This window comes from Variovorax flavidus (assembly GCF_030317145.1).
GTDB classification, from domain to species: domain Bacteria; phylum Pseudomonadota; class Gammaproteobacteria; order Burkholderiales; family Burkholderiaceae_C; genus Variovorax; species Variovorax flavidus.
The window spans coordinates 2166321-2185573 of sequence record NZ_JASZYE010000001.1 but is presented as its reverse complement, the minus strand read 5'-3'; the positions used below and the strand labels follow the sequence as shown (position 1 = coordinate 2185573).

Genomic DNA, 19253 nt, shown 5'->3' with positions numbered 1-19253 from the left:
GTGAGTTCAAGAATCGGCGATGTGCGGCGAACGACGGGTTCTGGCCGAGCTGTGTGAAAACTCGGTTGAGGCACGTTTTCAGGGGTCTTTGACCCCTTGGCGCATTCGAGAAAACGCAACCTGAGCCCATCTGAGAGGTCGACATTCGGAGTGACGTCGACCGCGATGAGTTTTCACACAGCCTCGGCCGCATGCTGCCTTCACGTCCGCCAGCTACGCGGCCGGTCGCTTAGAACGTGAAATGCGCCGCTGGAGGTCCTGCAGGGCCCGACCGCACGCACCCCATGCCGCATAGAAAGCAGGCTCATCGTTTGCGAAGACGTCGTGGAGGCTCCCCGGCCCCGCGTAGCTTGTGGCTGCGTACAGGTTCATGGCTTCGAATGCATCACCTTTTTCCAATGCGCGAGCAATTTGGTCGAACCTCGCGGCCCAACCTTCGAGTTCCTCGCTCCGGAGCACAACCACGAAGTGGTCGGTGACTGCCACTGCGTGCGCGATTTCCTCATCCGATTGCAAATCCATGGTCGCCTTGGTGCTTGGTGGCTCGGGGGCCGACGGCCGATTGTGGCCGGGTACAAGTCAGTGCGCACGCGCTTCCAAAGGTGCTTCGACCGTCAGCTTTTGGCCGGTTTGCGACGGCATGGCTACTCATTCGGCCGAAAGTGGAACACGATTACTTTCGGGAGCGCTTCGTTGGGTTCGAGCGGTAAACGCTCAGTTCGAACAATCGCCTGGAGGACAGATGTGTCCCATTCAACAACGCCGCTGGACTGAACAAGGTTGTGATTCAGTATTCGACCATCCGACGCGGTCTCGATTCGTACCACTGCCTCGGGGTTTCCCTTGATTTCGGTGTCTAGGTGGATGCTTTTCCTTACGGCGAGTGCTATCTGCATCGCGTAGGCGGCTGACGGCGCTTTGGGGGCCGCGAGCGCGGTGGCGTTTTGTATTCGGGCCATCCGACGCAAGTTCTCCTCGCGTTGCTCCTCCGCCGGCCCCGCGTGAACTGCATAGCACCAGAACGCAAGAGCGAAGGCAATCAACACAGCGAAATCGTCAGCTTGTCGCATCATTGGGTTCGGTCATGAAATTGAAGGTCGGGGCGAACGTCTGGTCTTGGCCGTTCGGAGCCATTCGATCAAGGCACGAGGGAGTAGCCCGCTCCGGCAAGGCAGCCGATGCAGAGGATGACGAAAAGCCAAACCGATTGATTGAGGTCACCAATGCCACGGAGCCTGCTGTACTGCTTTCGCTTCTCTTGTTCTGCCAGCGAGACATGCGCGACATCCTCACCCCAGCCCTTCGCGGTAAGGGCGAAGGGCACATCAGTTTCCGGTGACGAAAGTCGCGCCGCGTCATATGCGAGAAAGGCAAAGACGACCGCTACCGCGAGCAACACCCAGGTCAAAAGCATTCCCTCAATTGTGCGTGAGCCGAGAATGCGGTCCACCGAGTTTCGACCGCAACAGCCCGCTCCTGGCCGTATGCTATCTGCGACAAGCTCATTGCTTACGACGGACGTCTTCGATTACGAACCCCAAGGGGCTTGCGGTGAACTGAAGTGTCACAGTGTCCCCTTCCTTCGCAAAGGCGTCCAAACGACCTTCCACAGAATCTGCGATTTCGTGAAGGTCAAGGCCGGCCGCCGTCTCATGAACAGCCGACCTCCGAAACGCAGGACCGATGAGCGAAGTGACGTCGATTTGCATGCTTTTTCGAGTTCGTCGTGGAGGTCCGGTGTTGGCCGAATTCAGTCCTGCGCCAGCGAAGCTCCGGCAACAGAGGCGCGAGGCATTTTGGACACTTCTTCGGAAAGAAAAGAATGCCGGTCGTACCGCTGACGCTGCTGGAAGGAGGGGTCCCACATCTTGGGCATCGATAGAGTACAGAATGGTCCAAGAAGAGGGACAGAAAGCACGATGCGGCGACCACGGCGTACACCCAGCTGGACGACGAATCAGACTTCGTCAAGAGGAAGACGGCGCCGAAAAATCCCAAGCCAGGAAGCAAGGCCATCCAAGGGCCCAACGCATGTCTTCTTGCAAATCGCTTGGCCACCTCGTCCTTACAGATGCGCATCGCAACAACGGCTTCGAAAGCCTCGGGTCACTCAGGGCTTGCAGGTGAGCATCACGTACGCCGACACGGTGCCCGCATTGAACTTTTGCGTACCAACCAAGCGCATGATTGCGAGGTCTCCCGCTGAAGCAATACGCGTCGGCACGCTGGAGCTGCAACTGGACTGCCCAGTTCCAACGGTGCATCCGAGCGTGGTCGGTACTTCGGGAAGGCCCAGGTTGCTGGAGGTCGTTGTGTAGAGCTGGAAGGAATAGGCGGCAGTGACAGGGCCTGTGAACTGCACCCTCAACTCGCTGGTGTTGCAATCGACCGGCAGGAGGAGCGCATTGTCAGCCGCACCGATAGTGGGGGCAGTAATGCCGGAGTCGTAGGGCAACATGTTGTACGTGCCGTTTCCGTTGGGGAATGTCCGAGCCACCGCATAGTTGACGTAGAGCGGCTTGGGTTGCGTTGGGTCAACCGCTCCCGTGGCCCCTGCCGGTCCTACGAGAGACACACCGGAGCTTGGCCAGACTCCACCTACCTTCGGTCCGAACAACGTGTGGGATTCATAGTTAAGGTAGAAATCGCCGTCGCTGCCGACGTCAGATTTGGGGTCTTCAGCCCCGCTCAGAACGCCGTGCTTACTGCTTTCGTTTGAACTCGTGGGTGCCGGCGAGCTCGAGGGCACGGGTATGTAGTTGTCGTTGCCTCCGCCGCCGCAGCCGGTGACACCTAGGGATAAAGCTGCAGCAACAATGCTGCTCGGAAAGCGGAAAAGAAATCTCATGAGGACGGTAGAACCAGGTAACACAAAAATACATTTTGCTACAAGTGAGCACTACCTGCTTCGGCGCAGAAATCGCCGGTATGACTCGCGGGGCCCGCTTAGCGATCCGAGGAAACGGTTATGAAGCCGACGCGCAACGGCGGCCCGACGGGAGATCACGTCGACTTCACGGACCTTCCAGAACTTCGCCTCGTCCTTGCGCGCAGGCAGCTGACATTAAGGGACTCCCACCTTCGATGCGCGCTCCGCCGAGCCGTCTTGTCGAAGCCTCCACGTAAGAAGCAATGCGATTGACGCAGCTAAGCCGCCCACCATAAATACGCGAGAGTGACCGAAGTGGTCGGCAATCCAGCCTGCCATTGGTCCTGTCGCGCCGTATGCCAAGTCTTGAAACGCCGCGAAGCCTCCGATGGCGGTACCCCGCAGATGAGCCGACACCCGCTTGACGGCCTCCAATCCCATCGCGGGAAACACCATGGAGCAACCCATGCCAGTGAGCAGTGCGCCTACCAGTGCCAAGGCGGGATTCGGCGCCAGCCACAGCACTGTCTGGCCCAAGGCTTCGACCGACAACGAGGCGAGTGCGACGGGGGCGCCCCCGATGCGGTCGGGCAAAGAACCCGCCATCAAGCGTACAAGCACGAAGCCCAGGCCGAAGAAGGTCAGCCCGTAGCCGGCACCCTGCCAGCCATGTGCCAGGAAGTACAGGGGAAAGAATGCGCCCAATGCGGCAAAGCCGACCCCTTGCAGACCCACCACGGCACCCGGTTTCCAGATGAGTCCGAGCACCTGCACAAACGGCGAACGGCGTCCTTGGTTGGAAATTGCGGGCGCGATGCGCCAAAGCATCAAGCCACTCACAAGCGGCAGGAAAATGCTACCCGCCATCAGGCCGGCGAATCCCAGGTCCTCCAGTAGCCAAAGCCCGAGAGGACCGCCTACTGCGAAGGCCCCGTACATCCCGATGCCGACAAGGGCCATCACCCGCCCCGAACGTGCCGGTCCCATGGCAGCCATGGACCACCCCAACATTCCGACTAGCGCGAAGCTTTCGCCCAAGCCCAGCAGAAGCCGGCCAGCGAGCAGCACCAGGTACGAAGTCAAGTCGTGACGCAGCGCAGGAAGCGAAGAGACCCAGCACAAGAGCGCGGCAACCGCATAGAGGGCCAGTCCTCGAAACATGGCTACCTTGCCGCCGCGCTCGTCGGCCAGCCGGCCTGCCCAGCCACGACTAAGGATGGTGGAAAGAAATGCAATGCCGACCGCCAGGCCGGATAGGACATTGCCGAAGCCCAGCGTCTGCGACACGTGAACGGCGACGGCCGGCATGGCCATGGCGACGGACAGATAGCTGAGGAAAAGCGCAAGGGTCATCCAGACCAATTGGCGCAGAGAGTTTTTTGGGGAGATGCTCGACATCACTGCCGTTCCTTGAAGTCAAAGACGGCACCGCGCGGCTTACTGGCGGGGACAATGAACACCGAGGCGACCAACGCACACCGCCAGTTGGCCGCAGGGCGCCACTGGTGATGCGTTGGTTGACGTAAACGCTTACGGCCGATTCGCGCCCTGAACAAGTCAGGGGAGACGCAGCAAGTCCAAGTCTAACTTACCTATCTCAGCTGCGCGACTGCGGCGTGCCCATGGCCTGTTGGATCAACATGAAGCGTCCCGGCAGCAACCGCAGGCCGGCGTGCTTCTCCTGATCGGCCTTGAGTTGCTGCCTGACGCCACATCGAGCTGTTGGGCGACGATGAGCCCGTAGCGATGCTTGAATCATGGGGTGGATCAGTTCTTCAACGCTTCGACGCGATAGGCCTACGACGCTTCTCAATCAATCAGAGCTGCGATCGTCTCGCGGACCCAGTGCCGTTCGACATGCGCGTGCGCATGCTCGTGCCATACCATGCCAACTGCAAAGCAATCCGCCGGAAATGGCGGATTGATCAAGCGCACGCGCGCAAGTTGTTGATTCGCTGAGGAACGGGACCTTTCTCTAGTTTGAAAGGCTTGTTTGCAAACGCGCAGTCGTGACCAAGAGATAGGTGAACGCCAAGCCAGCCAGGCCCCCGCCGCACGCCAGCGGCACGACAGCGCCGTGACCGACAAGCTGGCCGCCGATGGCCGTGCCGATCGACATACCAAGATAGATGCAGGACGAGTTCAGGGCAACGACCAGTGACGCCTCCTCAGGCGCGCTAGAAATGAGCCGGTGCTGCTGCGCCGGGGATTGCGCCCAGCTGCTGGCGCCCCAGCACGCCATCAGAAAGGCGAGAAGAAGCGAGGTTTCGGCAGGCTGCTCGCTGGCGAACCAGGCCAGAATTCCCAGGGAGACAGCCATGAGCCCGTAAGTGCCGGCCAGAATCGCCACGGGTCCGACGCGGTCCGTCCCTCGACCGGAAACGTAGTTGCCAACGAAAGCCCCCGCGCCGTAGGCAAAGAGCATGAAAGTCAACGCCGAATCGGGGACCCGCAAGGCATCCAGGACATCCAACGTAAAGGCATACGGCGTGTAGCAAGCGGCCATTCCAAGAATCGTCAGCGGGAGGACTAGCAGGACCCTCGGACGTCTGAGCACCGCAAGCCTTCGGCGCAGCGTCACCACCATTCCAGTTGGGACGGATGGCATCAGGAGGAACACTCCGGCCGCGGCCACAAACGACATGACGCCCACGAGCGCCAGGGAAGCGCGCCAACTCAACGAGGCGCTGACGGCGTGTCCGATGGGGACGCCCAGCGCAGTTGCCAAGGTCAGGCCACCAATGACCACGGCAAGTGCCCGCGCGCGCGTTTGGGGACCAGCCAGTGCGGCCGCGACCGCGCCGGCATTGGGCGTGTAAGCGGCGGCACACGCCGCCGCCGCAACGCGTGTGACAACGAGCATGCCGAGGCCCCAGGACAATGCGGACGCGAAGTTGGCGATACCAAGCAGCACCAGAGGCCGACCAGAAGCGTTCGGCGGCCCATTGCAGATGTCAGGGTTGCGATGACGGGCGCGAGCAGAGCATAGGCAAGCGCGAATGCCGTGACGGAGTGCCCGGCCGCGCCCAGAGGGATCGCCAAGTCTCGGGCCATCTGTGGAAGGAATGCCGAAACGATGAAGGCATCCGTGCCGACCGCGAACGTACCGAGTGCGAGAACCCAAGTAGCGCGCATGCCGCGAGCAGCAGTTTCAGTACAACTGCCTTTCAACGGCCTATTCTTAATCAGGATATTTGGCATCTAGATTCAAATTCAAAAAAAGAGGGCCAAGCCCCATTTGCTGTCAGCGCCCGCGCCCCGCATACCACCGCTGCATTCGATGTTCGCCTGTCGCCGGAGCCGATTGCACCAAGTCCGCCAGGGTCTGTCTGGCAAGCTCGTTTCTCCAGGCTTCCTCCGCCTTGTGCATTGCCGCGGCAATGCCGCAAGGACGCGCGAACTCTCGCTTGTGTGCATCGCACCCTGCGCCTCGCTGGCGAATCTCCGTGCAGCGGAACGCCCTGTCGTCACCCTCAACGGCAATGACGATGTCTAGCAGGGATATCTCTCTTGAATTCCTAGCCAGACGAAAACCCCCTTTTGCACCAGCCGCGGAAGTGAGCACGCCGGCACGTACCAGCGCCTGCAGAAACTTGTTGAGATAGTGGGGAGGCACTTCGAATGCCGCGGCCAAGGTCGATGTCGGTACGGGACCTTCATTTGCGAGCCACGCCAGGGTCAGGCAGCAATGCAGCGCCCATTCAACGCCTTCGCTCATCTTCATCGCTTCGGATCCGGTTGATTATCTGGATATATCGTATCCATATTCAACGAATTGTGCCATTCTCACGTGCCGTGGCAGACGGAGCCCAGCTCGCCTCGGCCGGCGGGCGAGGGATGGGGCCTCGTGTTGGCGGGGCCGCTGCTTCATTCGTACTGCCTTTGAGCGTATGGCGTCCGCTGCCGCGGATATCCGACTATCGCGACCGGCTTCGTCCCATGCCCGCAGGGGGCACGTACCCGAAAGTGGCTTGCACGTCTCTTGGGTGCTTAGCGACTGTTACCCGACACGCGTGTTCCGCTGCCGAACTTCCGCTGTTGGCCGGATCCTGCCTTCCAGCCAGTGGGTGTGCACGCGCTTCACGAGGCGGGAAGCGGCAGACGTCTTTGCTGACGCCCTACGCAAAGCGTTCGCAGGATGGCCCGCTGGACGCCGTTGGGGGCGGCTCCGCCGGCCTTGGTCAGGGGCACAACGACGCGACGTCGCAATCGGTATAGGACAGCGCGGCGCTAGTTTGCGCATTTATTAGCTGAAACCTGCCTTCCCAAACCCAAGCGCCTCGGTGTCGTTCGGGAATTTACGAAGACGGCCTGAATCTCGAGGAGTTCGGCGAGCCGCATGCCACCTGGCTCGCCGTTTGGGCATTTATTTGCTCGGAACAGATCGGCCGTTCGGGCCGTTGGTGCGACCGCCGGCAAACGGCAGTTTTTACGGGCACCCTCAAGATCTTTACGCCTCTTTTATGGCTGCCTCGGTACCCTTCCTGCTTCAGTTTTGGATGGCTTGTTCATCATGAAAATCGCTGTCGCAAAGACACGAGGGGTCTCGTCTTTCACCCAGCAGGATTCGTCCGATCGTCACCTTGAACAGGATGACGTGCCCCAGACCGGTCCACAGCCCAGCCGTTGCGGCGGCAATCTGAGAGAAAGTCTCTGGTCCCGATTCTCGGGATGGGTGTATGCGGGTCGACAGCCGCAGGACATGACGCTTGAATGGTCCTGCTGCGGTACACCCACGCTTGATCCTGATGAGGCCTATCTGGGTCGCGTGGAATCATCCGAGTTGTCGATCGATTCGTGTGCGCACTGTGGAATGCTCTGGCTGAGTGTGCGCTCGGTGGCGACGACCGTCACGCGGACTACACCCCTGTCTCCTGCGGACGCAGAAGCGTTTCTCGCGGCGGCCCCGGGATTCGACCGGCGCGAGATCATGCGGGCATGGTTGCTGCAACTTTGGCAGCAAGCAAGAACCTCTTGAGCTAACTCCCGCGGATGAGCGTGAGCTTGGCCAGGATGAGTCCGACGCCAAGCGTGCGATAGGGAAGCGGGCGCACGTCCGCGAGGTGCGTCCCACCAGCCCTCGTCCAGTTGCTTCAGGCGCTCAAGGCTCCTTGAACCCCATCACAGAGAACTCAAGAACGCGATCACGGATTCCCGCTCTTCCTTCGTCATCGCCTCGAACTTGCCGCGGCTCGCAGTGGCCTCGCCGCCGTGCCACAAGATGGCCTCCTTGAGCGTGCGCGCGCGACCATCGTGCAGGTAGCGTGCGTTCTGCTCGCTTCCCTGCACGTACTTCAACGACCCCAGGCCCCACAGCGGCGCGGTGCGCCACATGCTCGCGGCCGCCTTGCCTTCGGCCAGCGTGTCGGACAGGCCAGGTCCCATGTCGTGCAGCAGGAAGTTGCTGTAGGGGCGGACGGTCTGGTTGCGCAGCTCGGCGAACGGATGCTTGGAGCCCGTCTGTATCTGGGGGGTATGACAGGCCACGCACTTCGCCTGTGCGAACAAGGCGATGCCGCGGTTGATCTGATCGGGATTGACGTCGTGCTCGGGCGACACGCGCGTATCAGCCGGGAAGCCGCTGCGCAAGCTGCGCTGCGCCGGAACAGCCAGCAGCGACAGATAGTCTGAAACGCGCTGCAGTTCGGATTCCGAGATGGCCGTGCCACCAGATACATCGTGGCAGCCGGGGTCCAGACGCTGACAGTCACGACTTGGGAACACCGGGCTGGTCACGCCCATGTCCTTGAGCAGCGCGTCCCCGATCTGCTGGCGCAATGTGGCCTTCGCGGCCTTCCACCCATAGCGGCCGAGGTGGACCTTGGCGCTCTCCGGATTGCTCACCCAGTTCGGCACGCCCCTCACTCCGTCACCGTCGCGATCGGTCGGGTCGGCGAGCGCCAGGATGGTGGCTTCGTCAATCGCCTCGATGAGGCCCATGCCAACGATCTGGGCCGCCTGGCGAACCGAGAACTTCGCTGGCACCGGCCCCTTGAACGCATAGACCGGCTTTTGAAGCTCGACCTTCTCGCCGTCGGGCAGCGTGTATTGCGTGGTTTCGTAGGACTGCACGCTGACGGAGAAGTCCGGCGCGCCAGCATCGCGGCTGCGCTGCTGCACGTTCAGGCCGTAGGTCGCATCCGGAAGGGGATTGGCGCCGGTTGAAGCAGTGGCCGCAGTGAGCACCGCCATCGAGTCCAGGCGCGCGCCGATGCCAGGGAAGGCGCTGCGGCCATTGAGCGTGTGGCACGCGATGCATCGCTCCTGGTTGTAGCGCGGGCCGAGCTGGTTCACGTGCGCGGCGAATACCGGGTTGTCGTTCGGATGCTCGGAGTGCCTGCCATCCAGGAACGAGGTGTGGAAGAGGCGCCGGCCCTGCACGAAGCGCTTGGAGTTGACGATGCCGATGTTGTTGGACATCTGCTGGAAGACGCGCATCGGCTCTTCCGAGTAGTTGTACGACAGGCTGGTCAGGCCGCCCAGCAGCGTGGCGTCAGGCAGCGGCGCGGAGTTGAGCCGGGGTGCCACGCCGTACCACGGCACCAGCCCCTGGCCGACGACGTAGAGTTGCTCGAACGAGTAGTAGCGGCTCCCGGCGCCGTCCACCACTGCCCTCCCTTTCAGGCTGTCGGAGACGGGCTCGCCAGCGTGCATGCCGTCTCCGTAGCGTTCCAGGCGCTGTGCAGGCGCCAACTCGATCACGTCACCCATCTTGAGCGCGCGATGTGGCTGGCCCTTGGGCACGTCCCAGTAGGAGTCGAATTCGATCTTGCAGTCGCGGCTGCCGGCCATGCACACCGGCTTGCCGCCCAGCTTGGGATTGTTGAAGCCGGTGTTGAGCGACCATCCGTAGTCGCGGACGCCTTCGTCGTTGCTGTTGCGAAACAGGCTGAAGGTCGTGCCATCGAAGGTGCCGTCGTTGACGATGAGGACCATCTCGATGAGCTGCTTGCCCGCCGGCACGTGATCGCGGATCTCGATGCCGTAGGTGCGGTTCTGGAAGTAGGCCGACGCAAAGGTGAGGTAGCGGCCCGGTCCCTGGTCGGCTTCGGTCCAGCCCTCGCCGCGTTCTCGCGCATGGCGCTCGGTGGGGCGCATGCCCATCAGCGTGACCAGCGTTCCGTCCGCCTCGCGGTACTGAATCTGCTCGGTAGTGGGCGTCCCCGCTGCAAAGAGCGGGTAGTAGCTGGTGATGCCCAGGCTCCCGTCCACCGACACGGGCTGTGTCGGAAGCAGGGGTGGCGTGGGCGGCACCGGGTTGGGAGCATCGACTTCTGTGCCGATGTTGCTTGGCTCGTCGTCGATGGGCGACGTGGACGGTGGCGTGTTTTGGGAAGGGCTGGAGCTGCCCGTGGTCGGACTGCCGGAGCCGCCGCCGCAGGCGCTCAGCGCGGCAGCGGCGATCACAAGGGCGCCCGCCAAGACGACGTTTCTCATGTTCACGATGGGATTTCCTTCTTGTTTCGTGGAGCGACTGCGTCGCCCGCGACGTGGAAGGTGCAGCCTGCGTGCCATGCTGGAATTTGCCCGTGGACTGCCGAACTGCGACAGTTTTGTCAGAGCACCCGGCAAACTTGACGATTGGGAGCGCCCGCGAGGCACAGTAATGTCGACTGCCGCGCCTCACACCTGGCACGATGCCGAAGAGATTGATGTCGTGATCAGCAGGCGCCTAGCCGACGAATGGCAGCGTCAGATAGTGACGACCAAGCTCCGTCAGCTCGCCGCTTGCACCGAGCAGGCTGGTGAAGTGAGGGTCTGATGCCCAGCGACCTGTGAACCACGCGTAGCGAAAGACATCGCTGCGCGATTCGCAGGTGGCGACCATGTCACTCATCTGCGCCTTCTGCTTGGCCACCGAGTCGATCTGGGCACCATCGGCCTGGTTGTGCCAGTTGGCAAACTCGGTGACCCAGAAGGACTTGCCGAATTTGTTCAGTCGGTCCAGTTGGGCCGCGAGTCCGTAGTCGTACCAGTGGAAGGCAAGGAAGTCGATCCTCGGATCACGATTGCCGTTGGCCGCACGGAATTCAGCATAGAAGGCGTCCAGCCACACCACCGGATCGCTGAAGCCGGGCATCGTGCCCCAGGTCATCGCCGGACCGACCAGCTTCACGCCCGTGCGGCTGGCCACCGACTCGTAGCGCGGCCACAGCTGTGCAGCCTGCGCGGGTGTCAGATTGGCCTGGTCGGTGAGATTTGGCTCGTTGAGCAGCAGCAAGTACTGGATTTCTGGATGCGCCGTCAGGTATGACTCGACCTGCGAAGAATCGAAGTTGCCGTTCCAGAGCATCGGGTGGAAATCCAGGCCATAGCGCAATCGGAAGTCGGCAGATACACCACTGTTCGGGCGCAAGCCCCATGCGTACCACCAGCTCACGCCAGGCGCGAGTGCGGCGAGATCCTGCGGATCTGCCAGGTCGTAGGCGATGCCGCGCTTGGCGCTCTTCTGTGCAATCGCGGGATCCTCGGAAACAGGGCCCTTGGAGGGGGTGTCCGTAGCGGGAGGCGTCGTGGGGGATGTCGGCGCGGAAGACTGCCCCCCGCCACCGCAGGCAACAAGACTCGCTGCCGCGAGCGAAGTTGCACCCAGCTTCAGGACCTGCCTGCGACGAAGATCATCGGTTCGGTAGCGCGAAGTCATGCCGATTCCCTCTTGACGCCAACGAGCAGATGACCGGCTTCGTACGCCCCTCTTGCAGCGACCTTCAGCTTCTCGATCGCCTGCTTCATCTGCAACGTCGCCTCCTTGTCGGACTGACGGGGGGCGTCGTCATCCATCAGGCGAACCGCGACGGCCAGGAGATTCTTCGCGGAGGACAGGGACTTGCGCGTTGCCTGGCGCCGCTGCGCGAGGCCTCTTTTGCCGTCTCCGCTGTTCGGGGAAATCGACAGTAGATGCTCACCTTCATCGCCACTTCTGATCAAGACGTGTTCAACGAGTTGCAACGCCTTCTCAATGTCGAGCATTTCTGTGGTCTTCATTACCTGCAATGTGTTTTTCTTGCGCGTAGTGCCGGAGATGCGGGCCACGCCATGTTGATGAACTGGAAAGGGAATCGTGAAGTTCTGAAGGCTGGACCACCATCCGGCCGGATTGGCCTCCGCCCGAAAGACCCTGCTATAGGCCGATCGCAGGAGCGTCCCTGCAGCGACGCCTGGAGTGGCAGGTCAGAAGCGCAGCAGCCCGGGCGCTCCTCTCAAGCGGTGGTGATCGGAAGCGCAGGTGCCGACGAACGTGCACACACCATTCCATCAGCATCAGTAGAGCAATTCGTATACCCGCCGATTTCTTCGTGCAGACACCCCAAAAAGAGAACGTAACGATTCATGGCGGTGGCAATAAAGTAATCCGATCCTGAAAACGACGACAACATTGTCAGAACCGCCGTGGAGGATCCGATTCCTGCGCGTGAGTCAGGTCACCTTGGCAGTTCCGACGCGTGGAAGGCTGCGCCATCGTGGAAGTCCTGTTCTCACCAAGTCGCTTCTTGCAAGAGTAGTGAGGTCAGTTCATGAGGACGGTCGAGCATGATGCTATGTCCGCACTCGATCGTATGCATCTTCCACTTTGGATGTCCCTTCAACCGCGAATGAGTCGAGACGAACCAATCGCCCCCATTCGCGGTCGCGAAGACATACGTGCGGTTGGCCACTGAGTTCGATTCCACACCCGTGCGCACGCCTTGGACAAAGGTTGCCAGCGGCTGTGCCACGGACATCGCGTCAACCCGGGGCGCGTCTTCCTTGTTCACGTTGAAGATCTCGGCCGGAATAGGTGGGATCATGCCGCCGCTCTGCCTGGCTTGCTCAAGAAAAGCCAAGGCAGTCTCTGCTCCGGTGATGTCGAGCAGCGACTGCCCGTCAGCAGGTGCATACGCGTCGATGTAGAAGAGCGTTCGAATGCGCTCTCCGATCTCGCCAGCGACACCGGTAATAACCATCCCTCCATAGGAGTGGCCGCATAGGATGGCATCGCTGATTTCCTCATGCCGAAAGACACTGACGATGTCTTGGATGTGTGTATCCAGATTGATCGCCTGATGAGCCAGGTGCGAACGCTCCCCGAGCCCAGTCAGCGTTGGGGTGTAGACCTCATGTCCTGCTTCACGAAGCAGGCGAGCGACCCGGGCGTAAACCCAGCCGCCCTGGAACGCCCCGTGCACTAAAACGAACTTGGCCATCTGTGTTTGGTCCTTTACTTCTGGAGAATTGCGGCACGAGCCGCGTTGATGGGTTTGTAGGTAAGCATTGCGATTTGCTATTCGAGAGTTGAATCGGACTGTGGATGCAGTGCCTCAACGCGCAGGCCCTTCGCCAGTTCCAGCGAAGCGTCGGCGCTGTGTGATCGCCACGCCGGTGATGCACATCAACATCCCCGCAACCAGGGCCACGCTCAACGGCTCGTGCAGGAAGAGCACGCCCGCAGCGACTGCGAAGACCGGTTGGAGCAGGGCATAGGGCGCCACCTGCGTCATAGAGCACGCCCTGATCAACCAGAACCACAGACCGAAGCCCGCGATCCCGCCCAGAAAAACGGTGTAGGCCAAGGCCCACCACGCAGTGGCTGAGGCGTTGCGTAGCGCAGCCAGCTGACCGTGCTCGATGAGGGCAGAGGCCGCCATGACCTGCGGCACCGTGAGAAGCGCCATCCACGCCATGAGCTTCAACGGTTCAAAGGGGCCGTGGTGCTTGGTCAGCACATTGCCGACCGCCAGCGCCAGACCGCCGCCGATGATGAGCCAGACCGGGAGCAGCGCCACCGAGGCATCCGACCCGGCCGAGGACAGCGCAACGCCGCCCAACGCAACGACCAGACCGAGCATCATGCGCAGGGACGGCCGCTCCCCGAGAAACGGCCACGCCAACAGCACGGTGAACGGTGTGGACAACTGCTGAGCCACCGCCAGCACGCCTGCACGACCGTACGCCAGTCCGACAAACGTCAGCGCAAAGTTCAGTCCTCCCAGGAAGATCGAGATGAGGACCATCGGACCGAGCTCGCGCCGGGTGGGTCGACCAACGAAGGGCAGGAGCAGCGCGGCGATAACGGCAAAGCGCACGCCAACAAAGAACAAGGGTGGAAACGCCACCAGGCCCGTCTTAATGACGACGAACTGGAATCCCCACAGCAGGGGAACCAGCAGGGCGCAGGAAATCTGGATCAGCGACATGACAGCGTCTTTTAAGACCGTTTGGTACAAAAATAGATATGCGGAACCTTCTGGATTTCCACACGGACCTCTACTTGGTCAAGCGGTCGAGCAAAGCGTCAACCGTCGATTGCTGCATGGCGCGCTCGACGCCGGTCTTGCCCACCACGCGCAAACCTTCGACCATGCAGAGCACAATGCGCGCGGCGGTGGCAGGGTCGACACCCTCGGCCAGCTCGTCCAGACTTTGGGCTCGCTCGAATGCCGCGCCAATCTTCTGCTCCATTGCCTTGAAGAAGCGACGGATACGTTGGGCCACCTGGACGTCCTGCGCAACAAGCTCCATCGTCGTCGCGACGACCAGGCATCCGCGCTTGCCAGCAACACCGCTGGTGCGGTCAACGTAGCCGGATAGAAAGACTCGCAGGCCAGCCATCGCGCCCTCTTGCCCGCCGAGCTCGACGTCGACACGAGCCAGTGAGTCGGCGATGTAGCGATCGAGCGCTAGCAGGAAAAGGTCATGTTTGTCGCCGAATGCGCCATAGAGACTGCCGCGCGAGAGCTTTGTCGCGTCAAGCAAGGCTGGCAGGGAAGTGCCGTTGTAGCCGTTTGACCAGAAGACATCCATAGCCCGCTCCACGACCTCGCCGTATTCGAACTGGCGCGGACGCCCGCGCGGTGCCTGTGCTGCGACGATTTGCTTCATGTCCATAATATAAACCAAACAGTCCAGAAAGTGGGGAGGCGCCGCCGGCACTGCGGTGGTGGAACGCTGTCGGCCATCCTGCTTTCGCGGAGAATCCGGCAGCGGCCACCGGGCCGCGGGGCTTACCAGGGTTGTGTGGTGGGCAGCACGAAGACCTCTGCCACATTCACGTGCTTCGGCGCCTTCAGTGCGAACAGGATCGTGTCCGCGATGTCCTCGGCCTTGAGGAAGGTCATCTGATCCTTCAACTGCTCCATCTGCTCGCGGTACTTCTCGTCGGAGATGTGCTCGAACAACTCGGACTCGACCGCGCCTGGCTGAATGCAGGTGACCCGGATGTTGTGCTTGGGCGCAACCTCCAGTCGAAGACCTTCCGAGAACGCGGTCACCGCGTGCTTGCTGGAGCAGTAGACCGCGAGGCCCGGGAACACCTTCCGCCCGGCGATCGACGAGGTGTTGACGATGTGCCCGCCACCTTGCTTCTTCATGTAGGGCAGAACTTCGGCCGTCGTGTTCAGCAGGCCCTTGACGTTGACGTCCATCATGCGGTGCCATTCGTCCGTCTTCAGGCTCTCGACGTCCGAGATCGGCATCAGTCCGGCGTTGTTGAACGCGATGTCGATCGCGCCGTAGGTGTCGGCCAGCTTCTTGACCCCGGCAGCGACTGCCGCAGGGTCGGTGACGTCCATGGCGATCGCCACGGCCTCACCTCCCGCGGCGCGGATCTCGGCAACGAGTTGCTCCAGGCGGTCCAGACGTCGGGCGGCAACCCCTACCTTTACGCCGTTGGCCGCCAGCTTGCGAGCGGTTGCGGCGCCGATGCCGCTCGAGGCGCCAGACACCAGTGCGACTTTTCCAATGAGTTCCATGACGTTCCTTTTTCCATTCATCCAAGTTGTGATTCGTGCGCCTCAACGATCAACCTCTTGAGAAGCGTTGAACTTCGCTGAGCACGGGATGAATGGTCGCGGCGATGCGCTTCTGGAGCGCTCGCTGCCTTGCGGACCCTGTCGGAGTTTTGCTGTCGGACGGCGAGGGTCAGACCCGGCCGCGGTATTCGCTCGGTGTGACGCCAACTTCGCGCTTGAACACCTGTGCGAAGTGGCTCGGACTTGCGTAACCCACGTCGAGCCCCACCTCGATCACCGGCTTGCTGGTCTCGCGAAGCAGGCGGCGAGCCCTGTCGACGCGCAGGCGAATGAAGTATCGGGAGGGGGAGAAGCCGGTGGTCTTCTTGAACGCTCTGCAGAAGTGGAACTCACTCAGGCCTGCAGCGCTCGCCAGGGGCTGCAGGCGGAATTCCCTGTCAAGGCGCTCTTCGAGCATGGCGATGATGCGATGCAGCTTGAATGCGGGTAGCCCGCCGCGCGGGGCGACCGGGCGCTTCCCGGCGTCGGCATAGGCACGAACCAAATGCACGGCCAAGCCCTGCGCCAGACCCTGAACCATCAGGGTGCTTGGCTGCCGCTGTCCCATGAGCTCGGCGCGAATCTGGCTGAGGAACATCGAGAGTGCCGAGTCGTTCGCCCCGGAAACCTCCCTCAGGACGAATTCAAACGGGTCTGCACCGTGAACGTCGCGCACAGCACGTTTCATGACGTCCAACCCAAGGTAGAGATGCATCACCTGGAATGGCTCCTCGCCCTCGGTTGCCCATCGCAACTCGCAAGGCTTCGGCGAGGTAGTCAGGAAGAAGTCGCCGGCGCGAACATGGTTTGCTATCCACTGCCCGCCGAGCTCGCGTTCCTCTACAACCGCGCTTCCCGACAGCACCCAGACGATCAGCGGCTCGGGAACCGCGGGAATGATCAGGCTCTCCTGGACGGGCCGGCGAAGAAAGACCTGCACCAACAGGTCCTTCCAGGGTCGCCCCTTGCTGCTGGCGAGTAGTTCGCCGGGCACGCGTTCGTCGAGTGCTTCGGCTGAGGATCGTTCCTGCAGTGACATCGTTCGGTGAAGGGGGAGTGCTTTCGGTGCCTTGAGAGGCGGCCAGGTGCGCAGGGATAGGGCGGCTACTTCCGAACCCTTAGCGGAGACTTGCGACACCAATCCGATCCAAAAGGTTCCGGTGGTTGTCCAGAACCTTGCGCATCATCGCTTGAATTCCGGGATCTGTCAGGGTACCGGCGCTCACTTGGGCGGAGTGGACTGCGCCCCTGCCCACATGGCGCTGTCTAGCGTCATGGCACTCGATTTGCGTCAATCACCGTCAGCGCGGCCATGTTGATGATTCGTCGGACGGTGGCGCTCGACGTTAGGATATTCACTGGCGCGTTGACTCCGAGGAGGAAGGGACCCACTGCCACATTGCTACCCGCTGCTGTCTTCAGTAGGTTATAGGCGATGTTGCCCGCGTCGACGTTGGGGCAGACCAGCAGATTGGCGGGGCCCTTGAGTCGAGATGTCGGCAGAATGCTCAGGCGCAGTGCTTCATTCAGCGCGCAATCGCCATGCATCTCACCGTCGACCTCGAGATCGGGTGCCTTGTCGATTACCAGTTCCAAGGCTCGTCTCATCTTGGCCCCCGATGCAGAACTGCCCGAACCAAAGTTCGAACGCGAGAGAAGCGCCACCTTGGGGGACAGATTCAACCAGGCCATCTGCTCGGCGCCCGCGACTGTGAATTCCGCGATCTGCTCGGCTGTTGGATCGTCATTGACATGGGTATCGACCAAAGCCACGGTGCGCTCGTTTAGCAGGAGGATGTTCATCGCCGCATAGGTCTGCGCTTCGGGCTTTTTGCCAATGACCTGATCGACGAACCGAAGGTGATCGTGGTAGGCGCCGACTGTGCCGCACACCATGCCATCAGCGTCGCCGAGACGAACCATCATGGCTCCGATCAACGTCAAGCGACGTCGCATCTCCACACGCGCCATTTCCTTGGTGATCCCGTGCCGGCACATCAGCTCCCAGTATGTCGTCCAGTACTGATGGAAACGTTCGTCGTAGTCAGGACTGGTCACCTCGACGTCTTGCCCCAGGCGTAGCCGAAGGCCAAACTTCTGAATCCGCGAAAGCAACACCTCGGGGCGCCCCACCAGGATCGGGCGGGCAAGCTTCTCGTCGACGATAACTTGCACAGCGCGCAGGACGCGCTCGTCCTCGCCTTCCGTGAAGACGATGCGGGTCTTGCCCCCTTCGCGGACTTGCTTCTTGGCCGCCGCGAAAAGCGGCTTCATGAACGCACCTGAGTGATAGACGAATTGTTGAAGTTGCTCCGAGTAGGCGTCCAGGTCAGGCAACGGGCGGGTCGCCACGCCGCTTTCCATCGCAGCCTTTGCGACGGCGGGTGCGATACGCACGATCAGACGGGGGTCAAAAGGCTTCGGAATCAGATACTGGGGACCAAACGGCAGACCGTAGCCGCCGTACGCCGCCGCCACAACTTCGTTCTGCTCTTCTTCGGCAAGTCCCGCGATCGCGTAGACAGCTGCGATCTCCATTTCGCGCGTAATGGTCGTCGCACCCACGTCCAACGCACCGCGAAAGATATAGGGAAAACAGAGCACGTTGTTGACCTGGTTCGGGTAGTCAGAACGGCCCGTCGCGATGACGACATCACTTCGCAAGGAGTAGGCGAGCTCGGGTGATATCTCCGGAGTTGGATTGGCCAGCGCGAGAATCAATGGGCGTTCCGCCATGCTCGTCAGCATTTCCGGCTCGAGCACTCCACCGACGGACAGCCCAAGAAAAACGTCGGCCCCTTTGATGACGTCGACCAACTTGCGCGCTTTGGTCTTCTGCGCAAATCGTGCCTTGTCTGGATCCATCAATGTTTCTCGGCCTTGGTAGACCACGCCTTCGATGTCGGTCGCCCAGATGTTCTCCAGTGGCAGGCCCAAGTGCACCATCAAGTCCAGACAGGTCAGTGCCGCGGCGCCAGCGCCTGACGTCACCACCTTGACTTCGCGAATGTCCTTGCCGACCACCTTCAGGCCGTTAATGAAAGCAGCACAAACTGTAATCGCCGTGCCATGTTGATCATCGTGGAAAACCGGTATCTTCATGCGCTCACGCAACTTGCGTTCGACGATGAAGCACTCGGGGGCCTTGATATCCTCAAGGTTGATGCCACCGAAGGTAGGCTCCAGCCCGGCAATGATCTCCACTAGCTTGTCGGGGTCAGTCTCGTTGATCTCGATGTCGAACACGTCGATACCGGCGAACTTCTTGAATAGGACTCCCTTGCCTTCCATCACGGGCTTGGATGCAAGCGCACCAATGTTTCCGAGCCCGAGAACGGCCGTACCGTTGGTGATGACACCTACCAGGTTGCCGCGGCTCGTATAGCGGTATGCATTGAGCGGATCTACAGCGATTTCCTCGCACGCCGCGGCCACGCCGGGTGTGTATGCCAAGCCAAGGTCGCGCTGCGTGACCAGTGGTTTGCTCGCGTTCACCGAGATCTTTCCAGGGGTCGGGAACTCGTGATAGTCCAATGCCGCTTGCCGATCGTCCATGTCCAGTCCTTAGCTTGTGTCGCCGAAACGCCGAGTCGTTCGTTGTGTCCCGGCTCGCCACA

Annotated in this window: 17 protein-coding genes and 2 pseudogenes; 1 reads left to right on the top strand and 18 read right to left on the bottom strand. The window is 61.3% G+C overall.

What is annotated here, in order from left to right; translation table 11 throughout:
- Positions 1 to 213: 213 nt before the first annotated feature.
- The 9 genes and pseudogenes from QTH90_RS10600 to QTH90_RS10565 form a co-directional block, all read right to left on the bottom strand.
- A complete protein-coding gene (locus QTH90_RS10600; protein WP_286664413.1) occupies positions 214 to 522 on the bottom strand; it encodes a hypothetical protein in 309 nt (102 codons plus the stop codon).
- A 122-nt stretch (positions 523 to 644) separates the two neighbouring features.
- Positions 645 to 1070, bottom strand: coding sequence for an energy transducer TonB (locus QTH90_RS10595; RefSeq protein WP_286664412.1), 426 nt, complete (start codon positions 1068 to 1070; stop codon positions 645 to 647).
- A 68-nt stretch (positions 1071 to 1138) separates the two neighbouring features.
- On the bottom strand, positions 1139 to 1450 hold the full coding sequence (locus QTH90_RS10590) for a hypothetical protein (RefSeq protein ID WP_286664411.1): 312 nt from the start codon (positions 1448 to 1450) through the stop codon (positions 1139 to 1141).
- A 660-nt stretch (positions 1451 to 2110) separates the two neighbouring features.
- On the bottom strand, positions 2111 to 2458 hold the full coding sequence (locus QTH90_RS10585) for a hypothetical protein (RefSeq protein ID WP_286664410.1): 348 nt from the start codon (positions 2456 to 2458) through the stop codon (positions 2111 to 2113).
- A gap of 606 nt (positions 2459 to 3064) precedes the next feature.
- Positions 3065 to 4267, bottom strand: coding sequence for an MFS transporter (locus tag QTH90_RS10580; protein WP_286664409.1), 1203 nt, complete (start codon positions 4265 to 4267; stop codon positions 3065 to 3067).
- Between the two features lie 205 nt (positions 4268 to 4472).
- Positions 4473 to 4580: pseudogene (locus QTH90_RS10575) on the bottom strand (ABC transporter substrate-binding protein); the annotation flags it as partial.
- Positions 4581 to 4844: 264 nt separating this feature from the next.
- Complete coding sequence (locus tag QTH90_RS10570; RefSeq protein WP_286664408.1) at positions 4845 to 5783, bottom strand: MFS transporter; 939 nt, start codon at positions 5781 to 5783, stop codon at positions 4845 to 4847.
- 65 nt (positions 5784 to 5848) lie between these two features.
- A pseudogene (locus QTH90_RS31520) lies at positions 5849 to 6004 on the bottom strand (MFS transporter); the annotation flags it as partial.
- A gap of 109 nt (positions 6005 to 6113) precedes the next feature.
- Positions 6114 to 6593 (bottom strand): RrF2 family transcriptional regulator, encoded by a 480-nt coding sequence (locus QTH90_RS10565; protein WP_286664407.1) that lies wholly within the window; start codon positions 6591 to 6593, stop codon positions 6114 to 6116.
- Between the two features lie 789 nt (positions 6594 to 7382).
- On the opposite strand from QTH90_RS10565, the gene QTH90_RS10560 reads away from it, so the two are divergent.
- A complete protein-coding gene (locus tag QTH90_RS10560) occupies positions 7383 to 7847 on the top strand; it encodes a hypothetical protein (RefSeq protein WP_286664406.1) in 465 nt (154 codons plus the stop codon).
- Between the two features lie 143 nt (positions 7848 to 7990).
- On the opposite strand, the gene QTH90_RS10555 is transcribed toward QTH90_RS10560, so the two are convergent.
- The 9 genes from QTH90_RS10555 to QTH90_RS10515 form a co-directional block, all read right to left on the bottom strand.
- Positions 7991 to 10306 carry a di-heme oxidoreductase family protein gene (locus QTH90_RS10555; RefSeq protein WP_286664524.1) on the bottom strand — a complete coding sequence of 772 codons (2316 nt, stop codon included), beginning with the start codon at positions 10304 to 10306 and terminating at the stop codon, positions 7991 to 7993.
- Positions 10307 to 10541: 235 nt separating this feature from the next.
- A complete protein-coding gene (locus tag QTH90_RS10550; protein ID WP_286664405.1) occupies positions 10542 to 11513 on the bottom strand; it encodes a glycoside hydrolase family protein in 972 nt (323 codons plus the stop codon).
- The gene (locus QTH90_RS10545; RefSeq protein ID WP_286664404.1) at positions 11510 to 11902 is read right to left on the bottom strand and encodes a hypothetical protein; all 393 of its coding nucleotides are present in this window, start codon (positions 11900 to 11902) and stop codon (positions 11510 to 11512) included. Before QTH90_RS10545 ends, QTH90_RS10550 begins: the two co-directional genes overlap by 4 nt.
- A gap of 443 nt (positions 11903 to 12345) precedes the next feature.
- Positions 12346 to 13053: an alpha/beta fold hydrolase gene (locus QTH90_RS10540; protein WP_286664403.1), complete on the bottom strand. Its 708-nt coding sequence runs from the start codon at positions 13051 to 13053 to the stop codon at positions 12346 to 12348.
- Between the two features lie 114 nt (positions 13054 to 13167).
- A complete protein-coding gene (locus QTH90_RS10535; protein ID WP_286664402.1) occupies positions 13168 to 14043 on the bottom strand; it encodes a DMT family transporter in 876 nt (291 codons plus the stop codon).
- Positions 14044 to 14113: 70 nt separating this feature from the next.
- Positions 14114 to 14728 carry a TetR/AcrR family transcriptional regulator gene (locus QTH90_RS10530; RefSeq protein ID WP_286664401.1) on the bottom strand — a complete coding sequence of 205 codons (615 nt, stop codon included), beginning with the start codon at positions 14726 to 14728 and terminating at the stop codon, positions 14114 to 14116.
- Positions 14729 to 14850: 122 nt separating this feature from the next.
- On the bottom strand, positions 14851 to 15597 hold the full coding sequence (locus QTH90_RS10525) for an SDR family oxidoreductase (protein WP_286664400.1): 747 nt from the start codon (positions 15595 to 15597) through the stop codon (positions 14851 to 14853).
- 169 nt (positions 15598 to 15766) lie between these two features.
- On the bottom strand, positions 15767 to 16576 hold the full coding sequence (locus QTH90_RS10520; RefSeq protein ID WP_286664399.1) for a helix-turn-helix domain-containing protein: 810 nt from the start codon (positions 16574 to 16576) through the stop codon (positions 15767 to 15769).
- Positions 16577 to 16908: 332 nt separating this feature from the next.
- Positions 16909 to 19191 (bottom strand): NADP-dependent malic enzyme, encoded by a 2283-nt coding sequence (locus QTH90_RS10515; RefSeq protein ID WP_286664398.1) that lies wholly within the window; start codon positions 19189 to 19191, stop codon positions 16909 to 16911.
- Positions 19192 to 19253: the final 62 nt, after the last annotated feature.

Bases quoted from the DNA above. Each gene is read 5' to 3' on its own strand.
- QTH90_RS10565 (WP_286664407.1), bottom strand. From the start codon at position 6,593: ATGAAGATGAGCGAAGGCGTTGAATGGGCGCTGCATTGCTGCCTGACC.
- QTH90_RS10540 (WP_286664403.1), bottom strand. From the start codon at position 13,053: ATGGCCAAGTTCGTTTTAGTGCACGGGGCGTTCCAGGGCGGCTGGGTT.
- QTH90_RS10585 (WP_286664410.1), bottom strand. From the start codon at position 2,458: ATGTTGCCCTACGACTCCGGCATTACTGCCCCCACTATCGGTGCGGCT.
- QTH90_RS10595 (WP_286664412.1), bottom strand. From the start codon at position 1,070: ATGCGACAAGCTGACGATTTCGCTGTGTTGATTGCCTTCGCTCTTGCG.
- QTH90_RS10530 (WP_286664401.1), bottom strand. From the start codon at position 14,728: ATGAAGCAAATCGTCGCAGCACAGGCACCGCGCGGGCGTCCGCGCCAG.
- QTH90_RS10515 (WP_286664398.1), bottom strand. From the start codon at position 19,191: ATGGACGATCGGCAAGCGGCATTGGACTATCACGAGTTCCCGACCCCT.
- QTH90_RS10550 (WP_286664405.1), bottom strand. From the start codon at position 11,513: ATGACTTCGCGCTACCGAACCGATGATCTTCGTCGCAGGCAGGTCCTG.
- QTH90_RS10580 (WP_286664409.1), bottom strand. From the start codon at position 4,267: ATGTCGAGCATCTCCCCAAAAAACTCTCTGCGCCAATTGGTCTGGATG.
- QTH90_RS10555 (WP_286664524.1), bottom strand. From the start codon at position 10,306: ATGAGAAACGTCGTCTTGGCGGGCGCCCTTGTGATCGCCGCTGCCGCG.
- QTH90_RS10600 (WP_286664413.1), bottom strand. From the start codon at position 522: ATGGATTTGCAATCGGATGAGGAAATCGCGCACGCAGTGGCAGTCACC.
- QTH90_RS10525 (WP_286664400.1), bottom strand. From the start codon at position 15,597: ATGGAACTCATTGGAAAAGTCGCACTGGTGTCTGGCGCCTCGAGCGGC.
- QTH90_RS10535 (WP_286664402.1), bottom strand. From the start codon at position 14,043: ATGTCGCTGATCCAGATTTCCTGCGCCCTGCTGGTTCCCCTGCTGTGG.
- QTH90_RS10560 (WP_286664406.1), top strand. From the start codon at position 7,383: ATGAAAATCGCTGTCGCAAAGACACGAGGGGTCTCGTCTTTCACCCAG.